The organism is Arthrobacter vasquezii, from assembly GCF_029455255.1.
Classification (GTDB): domain Bacteria; phylum Actinomycetota; class Actinomycetes; order Actinomycetales; family Micrococcaceae; genus Arthrobacter_D; species Arthrobacter_D parietis.
Genome location: NZ_JAROKN010000005.1, coordinates 120,080 through 130,146, shown reverse-complemented (window position 1 = coordinate 130,146; position 10,067 = coordinate 120,080). Strand labels below are relative to the sequence as shown.

The window sequence follows — 10,067 nt, the reverse complement described above, 5'->3', positions numbered from 1 at the left end:
CGGACAGCGGCTTGCCGAACTGCAGGCGCTCCTTCGAGTAGTTCAGCGCCGCCTCGTAGCTGTCCCTCGCCGCACCCATCGCACCCCAGATGATGCCGTACCGCGCCTCGTTCAGGCACTCGAACGGAAGGCCGCCCGTGATCTTGGCATCGACCTGGCCGACGTTCCCGCTACCGGCGGCTCAGGTGAGGTGACCAAACAGGACCTGCTGAGCTACCAGGCCCAGCGGGACGCTGAGCAGGACCACGCGCCGTCGTTCTGGGGTGCAGCCACCCGTCCGCAGGGGGAGCGGATCGAGCGCATCCCCGTCAAGGGTGTCCGTAAGGCCACCGCGCGGGCGATGGTGGAGAGCGCCTTCTCAGCACCGCATGTGAGTATCTTCGTCGATGTTGATGCCTCCCGGACCATGGAGTTCGTGAAGCGGCTCAAAGCCTCCCGCGACTTCGAGGGCATCAAGGTGTCACCGCTGCTCATTCTCGCGAAGGCCGTCATCTGGGCGGCGGCGCGCAACCCGTCGGTCAACGCAACCTGGACGGACCGGGAAATCCTGGTCAAGCACTTCATGAATCTGGGAATTGCAGCGGCGACGCCGCGCGGACTCATGGTGCCGAACATCAAGGACGCACAGGATCTTTCCCTGAAGGAACTGGCGGTGGCGCTGAATGATCTGGCGGCCCGTGCGCGGGCCGGCAAGACCCAGCCGGCGGAGATGCAGGGCGGAACCCTGACGGTTACCAACATCGGTGCGCTCGGTATCGATACCGGAACACCCATCATCAATCCCGGTGAAGTCGCGATTGTGGCCTTTGGAACCATCAAGCAAAAGCCGTGGGTGCTTGACGGCGAGGTGATTCCCCGCTGGATCACCACCCTCGGCGGATCGTTCGATCATCGCGTCGTCGACGGCGATCTCAGCGCCCGCTTCATGGCCGACGTCGCGTCGATCCTGGAAGAACCCGCTCTACTCCTGGATTAAGTTTCCCGGACTGGATCCCTGGGCGTTCGGGGCGATACGGCCTCGCAGTGTTTTATGCGCGAGACGCGTTTTCCTCGATCGCGGTCCTCAGGATCGGGGCGAGTCGACGGATGCCCTCTTCGATGTCCTCGGGTGAGACGGCGCTGAAGGCGAGGCGCAGCTTGTTCGACGGCTCATCGGACGGAGTGAAGGCGGCACCGGGAATGAAGACCACTCCCGCGTCGATGGCCTGGTAGAGCAGCGGATAGGTGTCCACGCCCTCCGGCAGCGTGACCCACACGAAGAAACCGCCGTCCGGCGTTGTCCAGCTGACGCCCTCGGGGAGGTGCGCGGCAAGCCCCTTCAACATGGTGGAACACCGCTCGCTGTACAGCGACCGGGTGTTGGCGAGGTGGCCCTGCCAGTCGTAGTCGCTCAGATACGCCGACACCAGCATCTGGGTCAATGGCGATGGACACAGCACTACTGCCTCGCACGCAAGGTAGAACCGGCGGTGCAGATGCCGGGGCACAAGCGCCCAGCCCAGACGGACTCCGGGGGCGAAAATCTTCGAGAATGATCCAAGGTAGATGACGTCATCAGGGTTTTCCGCCCGCATCGGCGGCAGCGGGTGACCGTCGAAGCGAAGCAGACCGTAGGGGTTGTCTTCAAGAATCAGGATGTTGTGCGCACGGCAGATGTCGACAATCCGTTGGCGACGGTCAGCCGCCAGGGTGATGCCGCTGGGGTTGTTGAAACTGGGAATCGTGTAAAGCAGCTTGATGCGGCGGCCCTCGGCGAGCAAGTCCGCGATCCGCTGTTCAAGACGCTCCGGAACCAGTCCTTGCTCGTCCATCTCAATGGCTTGAACGTCCACCTGGTACGCCTCGAAGGTGTTAAGTGCACCGACATAGGTTGGGTCTTCGCACAGGATCACATCACCCGGGTCACAAAACACCTTGGCTGCCACATCCTGAGCTGACTGCGAGCCTGTGGTCACGACGATGTCCGCGGGATCCGCATCAGTGATGCCTTCGGCGGCCATTACGTCGCAGATCTGCCGGCGCAGCTGTTCCATGCCCTGACCGCCGCCGTACTGCAGGGCCTCCAGCCCGTGTTCGGCGATGATCCGCTCGGCGGTCTTGCCGAGGTCCTGCATGGGGAGGGATTTCAGATAGGGGCTGCCGCCGGCCAGCGAGACGAGCCCTGGCCGGATGGAGATGTCGAAGACATCGCGAACGGCTGACTGCTTGATGTTTGCGGCTCGCTCGGAGAACAGATTCTCGTGCCGGTGAGCTGAATCCACGGCCCGTTCGAGGGCCACTTCAGTTTCGGCGGGCAGCAGCGTTGAGTTCAGTTCATCCTGGGAGGTCACGCGATGAGTCTAGAGGACGCGTTCACTCATAGGCAACGGAAGTTTTCTAGATCCACCCAGCCTGGTGTGCCTTGATACCTGCCTGGAACCGGCTGTCAGCGTGGAGAGTCTCGAGCATCCACGCAATGTGGCGGCGGCAAGTCCTGACGTTGATGTCCAGGCGCCGGGCGATGACCTCATCGGAATAGCCCGCTGCGAGACCTTTGAGGATAGCCTGCTGCGTGCTGTTGAGAGGGGAGACGGTCGGCTCGTCGATCAGGAAGGGCTCGCTGAGTTCCCAGGCGAACTCGAACAGCTGGGTAAAAATGTGGATTAAATGCGGGTCTCGAACCACTAGTGCGGCCTTGTCGTCATGTCCCAGCTGACGGGCTACGAGGGCGAGTTTCCGGTCGAAGATCAGCATCCGTAGCGGGACTCGCGGCAGGGCACCGAAACGCCCGCCTCCGGCGGTGATGGCAGCAACTGCCTTGCGCGTCGGAACGTGGTCACGGGTGCTGACGTCATACAACGTTTTGCGCTCCACCCCCAGTCTCAGCAGTTCCAGGTCCTTACGAACGTTTTCTTCCTGCACATCGGCCGTGGATCCCTGCCCGGGCTGGGCAATCAGCACCTTTTCCGTGACATCCCTGCCATAGTCGATCAGGACGCGATGGATCAGATGAGGATCTTCCAGCGTCTCCACCGAGGAGCTGGTGATAACACTCTTGCGGGCCTCAAGATAGGTGGGCACGAGGGTGGAGAGTTCCCGCCGGCGGGCAGCTATCCTCGCCCGCAGATCCTGCACAGCGCGCTCATCGGCGTCAACAAGATCAGCCAGAGCAACGTCCGGAGAAACGGCGATGTACGCGTGTGCGGAGGCGCCCTGCTCGCTGAGCAGCCGGCGCTCCACGAGCACTTCCATCGCCGAGTCAATCTCCCGTAGGGTGTACCCAAGCGCCTCGGAGGCCTCGGATTTCATCCATCCCGGGTGGCCAACGGCATACCGGTAGAGCTCAATGGATATGCCGTCGAGCATCCCGGTTTCCCTTTCCGACTGTCGCGTTTCTCTAGGGGTAGCCTACAGACCTCGGGGCTGGGCTCGCCGTGCCCGTCCCGAAGTTGGCCGCTGAACGCCAAAATCGGTGCTGTAAAAACATGACATGTCAGGTTAATGACATCGTCCTGTCTGCAAGCCGGTGCAGGAATGAAATGGAACGCAAACCGCGGTATTACCGGGCGGACGGGCTCGCCTTGGACAGTCCGCCGGGAACGTCTGAGACGGCATTTGTCCTCATCAGGCCATGTCCTGAATAGGGCGCCTTCTCAGCTGGACAACCCGCAACCGCCACGCACATGCTGGTTTTACCGGCTCGACGGCGAGCCGGATCGCGTCACATGCAACCTGACGAAAGGGAACGTCCAGTGAAGAAGATTATCGGCGCAGCCGCAGGGATCCTTGTCGCAGCAGCGGTTCTTGCACCGGCAACCCCGGCAGTTGGAGCAGCTAGCTGGGACTGGCCAAAGACGGTAACCGCAAGCTGGGATTGGCCGAAATAAGACCAACCACACAGCGATTCAGGTCTTCGTCGCGAAGCTGAAACGCCCAAAGACTCGCCCCAGCGGGGGTAACCATTAGCCCGAAGGAGGATGCCATGAGTCAGCTGACCGCAGTTCGAACCGCCTCACGAACCGCACTCAGCACTCAATGGTGGCATCTTTCCACTCATGCAGGCGGCTTCGATGTAGCGGACGGCATCATTGGAGACCTGGTTACCCCGCTGGCGGCGCAGGCCCACGTACTGCGGGCCGAAAGATGGTTCTATACGCGGAGTGTAGAACCATCGTCATCTGTTCAGGTACGGCTGCACATTCTGGCGCAGCCCGCCACCATCGAACGGTTGCAAACAGTCCATCAAGTACTTCTGAAGCGCAATGGCGGCGCTCTGGCCGCGGCGCCCTCCCGGCAATCTATCTCAACTCCCGCTACGCATGGGTACTATCTGCGCGGGGCGGAAGACGCGGATCCCCAGCTTGAGTCTGAGCTCTTCAAGTATGGCGGCGTTGAAGGCCTGCAGCTGGCAGAGGAAGTTTTCGAACTCTCCTCCGAGCTCGCTGCCTGGGGCACACAGCGCTTCACCAAGATGCACAGTCGGTCCGCTTTCGCCGCGCTGGTTCTCTTCGACTCTGCACGCAGCATGATGAAGGGCTCGCGATCAGCCAGTTGGGCTGATCGGCGCCGAATTTCCTGGGATTACTACTGGGACAGCCATCTCAGGACCTGCACGCCGGATCTCGGTGCCCGCGGCCCCGCCGTCCGGGAGGCCATGGCCAACCAGGTGAGCGCCAAGACGCCCGCATTCCAAAGTCTGATGGCCGCTACCGCCGCCGAGTCAGCGGTCCACAATTGGAGACGCCGGTGGTTCCGCACACTGGACGCCTATCTGTATCGCGCGGACAGGGTCCGCGTCAGCCGCAGCGCCCAGCACCTGACGGTCCATCACGCGCATATGACACTGAACCGCCTGGGTTTCAGTCCCCGTGAGGAAGCAGTACTCGGTTTGTATGCCCGTACCTGGAGCGTTGAACGGGAACGCGCCCTGTTCAGCCGGAACTGACCTTCGTCCTGCTCGATCGTCGCCACCCCAGACGAGAAAGGAAAAGTGCACGCATGGCCTACAACGAAGACGTCATCCTCGCCGCAGACGCACACGACCTGAGCGAGGCCCTGGGATGTTCCCCCGATACGGTCGAGGACCTTCGGGGCATGGGTGTGATCGCCTCCCAGGGAGAGCTCTGGGACGTGGGAGCGGCCCGCGACTATCTGCGCGATGCTGCGTGGGCAGGCAGTCTCTGGCACTAGCCGAGCAGGGCCCTCTCCGGAAGGACCGACGCTCAAGCTACTTCGGGTCGAGTACTCCGCCGTCGCGAAGACGGCTGATCAATGAGCCGAGTTCCATGCGCAGTGTTGTGCTCTTCTCGGCGAACAGATCATCCTCGAGATCACGTGCCTCGGTGAGCGCGCGGCGGCCGGCGGCGGTCATCGAATACCTGGCGTTCTCCGCCTTCACGAACTCCAATTGGCTGAGTTCGGCGAGGGAGCGTGCGGTGATCTCCTCTGACAGGAGGCACTGCGCTGCAACATCGGGGATGGAGGCTGCAGACAACTCCGCCAGACCGCTCAGGACCGACAGGTCAACCGGAGTCAGCCGGAGTTCGGCCAGCTGGGAATGCAGGTGCTCCTGGACAAAATGTGCTGCCGTGGTCAGCATGAGCCGCGTTGAATGCGTGTGCAGCGGCGCGCCGTCGTTTTCGTTGATTTCAGCAGTGCTGAAGGGATCGGGCAGGTCGATGCCAGGATCAGAAGGTGTGTGCATGCCGGGGTCCGAAGCGGTGGCCATAGGGTCCCTTAAGGTGAGAGATTCAATAGCCACTGCTTGACCGATAGATGATCATAGTATGGCTTCACCCGTCCGCAAATTCGGACCGGTGAAACAAATCCTGGTGCTCAAGTCCCGCCGTGGCCCTAGGGTTGGGCCATGGAGAAAATCAGGACTGCCCTCATCGGATTCGGCCTTGGTGGGCGGGTATTTCACGCGCCCTTCATCAGCACCAACAGCCGGTATTCACTCGATGTTGTCGTGACATCCAACGGGGACCGTATTGCGCAGGTTGAAGCCCGCTATCCGGACACGCGGACCCTTTCCACCGTCGATGAGCTGTGGCAGCAGCTGGACCTGCTGGATCTCGTTGTCGTGAGTACGCCTCCGGCCACTCACGCCCAGCTGGCCGAGCGGGCGCTGAGGGGAGGCGCCGCCGTCGTCGTGGATAAGCCCTTTGTCGTTGATTCAGCGGACGGTGAGCGGCTCATCGCGCTGGCACAGGCGGAGGGGCAGTTGCTGACGGTCTTCCAGAACAGGCGCTGGGACGGCGATTTCCTGACCGTGAAAAAGCTGCTCGAGGCGGGCAAGCTGGGCCAGGTGCGGCGGTTCGAATCCCGGATGGAAACCTATAAGCCGCTGGTCACCAAACCCTGGAAAGCAACCAGCGGAGCCGAGGAGGGCGGCGGTATCCTTTATGACCTCGGCCCGCACCTGATCGATCAGGCATTGCAGCTCTTCGGAGATGCTGAGCTCATTCATGCGGAACGCGCGGCCCACCGCGAAGCCGAAGGGCCGGACGATGACGTCTTTGTGGCCCTGAAGCATTCCTCAGGCGTGATCAGTCACCTCTGGATGAACGCACTCGCGCCGCAGGCGGCCCCGCGGTTCCGGGTCACGGGCTCCGGATCCGCGTACACCAAGTGGGGAGTGGACGTTCAGGAAGCAGCCGTTGATGCAGGCATGCTGCCCTCCGATCCCGGCTACGGTGTGGAGGACAAACTCGCCTGGGGTCTGCTCGGATTTGACCATGAGGCCATGCGGCATCCCACGGAGGACGGCAATTACCCCGCGTTCTATGACCTCCTCGCAGCTGCGCTGCAGGAGGGCGAGCCAGTCCCGGTTGATCCGGCGGACAGTCTGCGTGCCCACCGGATCATCGAAGCGGCTCACACCGTTTAGACGAGCTGGCGCCAGTCCTCGGTGAGTTCGAGGCCGTGTGCCTCGGACACTGAGGAGTGCGCCACCGCACCGCCCGCAACGTTGAGCCCGTATGCCAGGGCAGGAATAGCCTCGAAGGCACCCCGCACTCCGCGATCAGCCAGCGCCACGGCATACCGGAGGGTCACGTTGGTCAGCGCGTAGGTGGACGTGTTGGGCACGGCGCCGGGCATGTTACCTACGCAGTAGAAGAGCGACTGGTGCACGGTGAACGTGGGTTCCTCATGCGTGGTCACGTGTGAATCCTCGAAGCAGCCGCCCTGATCCACGGCAATATCCACGAGGACGCTGCCCGGTTTCATCCGCGACACCATGTCATTGGTGACGAGCTTCGGCGCCTTGGCGCCCGGGATAAGCACCGAGCCGATCACCAGGTCTGCCTCCAGCACCGCCCGCTCGATCTCGAAGGCGTTGGACGCGATGGTCCGGACGCGGCCCGCATACTGGGCGTCGAGCTCCCGGAGCCGGGCGATATTGATGTCCAGAACGGTGACGTCCGCTCCGGTGCCCACAGCCATGGCGGTGGCGTTGGTTCCGGCAACACCTGCACCCAGCACCACAACCTTTGCCGGCCGCACGCCGGGCACGCCGCCCAGCAGCAGGCCCGGACCACCCGAGGGCGCGGTCATGACCTGCGCTCCAACCTGAACCGACAACCGCCCGGCCACCTCGGACATGGGGGCCAGCAGCGGAAGTGCCCGACCATCCTGGACGGTTTCATAGGCAATTGCCGTGACGCCGGCTTCGATCAGAGCATGGGTCAACTTCGGTTCAGCGGCGAGGTGAAGATAGGTGAAGAGGATGAGGCCCTCCCGGAAGCGGTGGTACTCCTCCGCGATCGGCTCCTTGACCTTCATGACCATGTCAGCCCGCGCCCACACATCATCGGCATCGTCGACGATCTCCGCGCCAGCGGCCACATATTCGTCATCGGTGATGTTGGACCCCACACCGGCCGACCGCTCCACCAGGACCGTATGGCCATGGGTGCGGAACTCGTGCACGCCTGAGGCCGTAATGGCCACGCGAAACTCGTTGTTCTTCACTTCTTTGGGGACGCCGATGATCACGGGATTCTCCGTCTGCTCTCGAATTGCCTGAAGTTGACCATGGAACCTGATCAGCAGGCTTGTGGCCTGTTTCCTCAAGGATACGAGCGGTTCCCTCCGCCGGACAGGGCGCCTGCCGCTCACTGAAGGAGGGCGAGCACGACGACGCCGGGTGCCGCCGTCGTCGTTTGTCTTGCCTTCCGCGCAGGGAAGCGGAAGGTAAGACCGCTGTGACTGGCATCACTAACACGGACCCGTCATCCGTTCCAGTCGACAGTTGTCGAGTTGTGGAGCACCAAGTGTCGCCGTCGCGGTCCTAGGATGAGTCAGTGCAGACAACACAGGTGGAGCTCGAGGTGGAGCGGATTGCCGCACGCCTCGGCCGCGGCCTCTCCCTGGAGGACCTCGACGGCGTCCTCCTCGCCTACAGCAGCCACCAATCCTCCGCAGACCGCGTGCGGGTCAACTTCCTGCTCAGCAAGAAGGTCCCGGCGGACGTGAGCGCCTGGCAGGTGCAGCACGGAATAACGACGGCGGTGCGCCCGGTCGCGGTTCCGGCCAATCCCGGACTCGGGATGCTTGGGCGGGTATGCGTACCGCTGCTGGTGCGCGGCTTCCGCGTCGGCTACCTGTGGGTGCAGCAGGACGCCGGCGAAGACAGTGCCGCTCATATTCTCAAGCAGCTGCCCGGGGTACGCGAGGACGTCGAGCGGCTTGCGGCCCTGCTGTTGGAGGACAACACGGCCGGTTCCGAGCACCGCACGCGCCGGGAGCGGGTCTTCCTCGCTGCCGCCACGGGTGAAGGTCAGGCACTGGAGGAGTGTGCGGGCTGGCCGGAACTTGACGGCACTTCGCCGTGGCACGTCGAGGTGCTGCTCGATCGTTCGACGGCACACCGGGAGGAGGGCACCGATGATGGGACGCTGGCACGGCGTACCGCAGCTTTGCAGGCCACCGTCGGGGCCGACGTCGTTGTCTTCAGTGCCGGTGAGGCCTCCCATTCGGTCCTGCTGGTCCGTCATGATGCGGGCCAGACGGAGCTGGCCGCGATCCGGCGCCGGTATGGTGAGCGGCTGGCCGCTGTCGCGGGTGCAGCAGGCTTTCCGTTGACGAGCGGGGCCAGCGAGCCGTTCACTGCCCCTGATGGCCTGGCGGGTGGATACCAACAGGCGCGATCGGCGGCGCAGGCAGCCGCGGTCGATCCCTTGCTGGGCGATTCAGTGCGCTACCGCTCGATCGGCGTGTACCAGTTTCTGGCGGGCGGCGGGTGGCAGGCTTCCTCGCCGCGGTCGGTCTACTTCGAAGAACTTGAGGATTATGACCGCAACAATGAGCTGCTGCCCGTTCTGGAGCTGTTGTTCGACAAGAACGGTTCAGTGCAGGACGTAGCGGGCCAACTCCACCTGCATCGCAGTAGCGTGTACAACCGGTTGTCCCGCGTCCGTTCCGTGATCGGCGCTGATCCGCTCAGCGGGCCGGTCCGCCTTGAGCTGCACCTTGCTTTGAAGGCGCGGCGATGGTCACGGCGTCCCCGCATCTGATTTCTTCTGGGCGGCGAGCCACGCGTCGATGGCTTCCCGCCTGATGCGCCGGTGAGTTCCACGGTATTCCACCGGGATCACGCCGGCGTCGGTCAGGTTCCGCAGATAGGTATGTGAAATTCCGGCCGCTTCCGCCGCCTGCGAGGTGGTCAGCGAGTCAGCGACCGAGGTCACCGTCACGGAGTCGCCCGCCGCCAGTCTCTGCAGAAGATCGACGACGGCGTCCCTCGCTTCACCGGGAAGCTTGACGGCCGTGCCGTCCACGAACACCGTGACATCGTTGCTCTCAGCCAGGGTTCGCGCCAGCGACAGGCGCTGCGTGGTGGGGAGAGCCGGGGCGGTGCGGGAGCGGGATCGGATCATAACGCTATTCTGCCAATCCGGTTGCTTCGAAACACTAAGGACTTCCGTAATTAGCGCACAAACGCTATCGTTATTAAACCTTAACTAAGCGAGCTTAGTTATTGCTTCTCAGAACGACTGCAGTTGGACGGTGGCAAACAATGACGATTATCAACCCGGACCATCGAAGAACCATGTTGCCCTCAACGGGGCAGCTGGCCGAGCGGG

10 protein-coding genes and 1 pseudogene are annotated in these 10,067 nt (G+C 63.0%); 5 read left to right on the top strand and 6 right to left on the bottom strand.

The genetic code is table 11. The annotated features are described in order from the left end of the window. On the bottom strand, positions 1–79 hold a 79-nt coding region (locus P4U43_RS04170), incomplete at its 3' end, for a hypothetical protein (protein ID WP_277357592.1). 45 nt (positions 80–124) lie between these two features. Here P4U43_RS04170 and P4U43_RS04165 point away from each other — a divergent pair. Then, a pseudogene (locus tag P4U43_RS04165) lies at positions 125–976 on the top strand (dihydrolipoamide acetyltransferase family protein); the annotation flags it as partial. A 52-nt stretch (positions 977–1,028) separates the two neighbouring features. On the opposite strand, the gene P4U43_RS04160 reads toward P4U43_RS04165, so the two are convergent. Further along, positions 1,029–2,330 carry an aminotransferase-like domain-containing protein gene (locus P4U43_RS04160; protein ID WP_277357586.1) on the bottom strand — a complete coding sequence of 434 codons (1,302 nt, stop codon included), beginning with the start codon at positions 2,328–2,330 and terminating at the stop codon, positions 1,029–1,031. A gap of 46 nt (positions 2,331–2,376) precedes the next feature. Further along, positions 2,377–3,345 carry a helix-turn-helix transcriptional regulator gene (locus P4U43_RS04155; RefSeq protein ID WP_277357585.1) on the bottom strand — a complete coding sequence of 323 codons (969 nt, stop codon included), beginning with the start codon at positions 3,343–3,345 and terminating at the stop codon, positions 2,377–2,379. A gap of 616 nt (positions 3,346–3,961) precedes the next feature. Here P4U43_RS04155 and P4U43_RS04150 point away from each other — a divergent pair. Together P4U43_RS04150 and P4U43_RS04145 are read left to right on the top strand one after the other, a co-directional pair. Next, positions 3,962–4,924 carry a lantibiotic dehydratase C-terminal domain-containing protein gene (locus P4U43_RS04150; RefSeq protein WP_277357584.1) on the top strand — a complete coding sequence of 321 codons (963 nt, stop codon included), beginning with the start codon at positions 3,962–3,964 and terminating at the stop codon, positions 4,922–4,924. A gap of 53 nt (positions 4,925–4,977) precedes the next feature. After that, positions 4,978–5,169 (top strand): hypothetical protein, encoded by a 192-nt coding sequence (locus P4U43_RS04145; RefSeq protein WP_056545370.1) that lies wholly within the window; start codon positions 4,978–4,980, stop codon positions 5,167–5,169. Between the two features lie 37 nt (positions 5,170–5,206). On the opposite strand, the gene P4U43_RS04140 is transcribed toward P4U43_RS04145, so the two are convergent. Beyond that, entirely contained in the window at positions 5,207–5,683 is a 477-nt protein-coding gene (locus tag P4U43_RS04140) for a hypothetical protein (protein ID WP_277357583.1), read from the bottom strand. 162 nt (positions 5,684–5,845) lie between these two features. Between P4U43_RS04140 and P4U43_RS04135 the strand changes: the two genes are divergently transcribed. Next, positions 5,846–6,868, top strand: coding sequence for a Gfo/Idh/MocA family protein (locus P4U43_RS04135; RefSeq protein WP_277357582.1), 1,023 nt, complete (start codon positions 5,846–5,848; stop codon positions 6,866–6,868). On the opposite strand, the gene ald is transcribed toward P4U43_RS04135, so the two are convergent. Beyond that, positions 6,865–7,977 (bottom strand): alanine dehydrogenase, encoded by a 1,113-nt coding sequence (gene ald / locus P4U43_RS04130; RefSeq protein ID WP_277357581.1) that lies wholly within the window; start codon positions 7,975–7,977, stop codon positions 6,865–6,867. The genes P4U43_RS04135 and ald overlap by 4 nt on opposite strands. Before the next feature lie 308 nt (positions 7,978–8,285). Between ald and P4U43_RS04125 the strand changes: the two genes are divergently transcribed. Continuing rightward, positions 8,286–9,497, top strand: coding sequence for a PucR family transcriptional regulator (locus P4U43_RS04125; protein WP_277357580.1), 1,212 nt, complete (start codon positions 8,286–8,288; stop codon positions 9,495–9,497). Here the strand turns inward: P4U43_RS04125 and P4U43_RS04120 are convergent. Then, the gene (locus P4U43_RS04120; RefSeq protein WP_056545362.1) at positions 9,477–9,860 is read right to left on the bottom strand and encodes a helix-turn-helix domain-containing protein; all 384 of its coding nucleotides are present in this window, start codon (positions 9,858–9,860) and stop codon (positions 9,477–9,479) included. The genes P4U43_RS04125 and P4U43_RS04120 overlap by 21 nt on opposite strands. Positions 9,861–10,067: the final 207 nt, after the last annotated feature.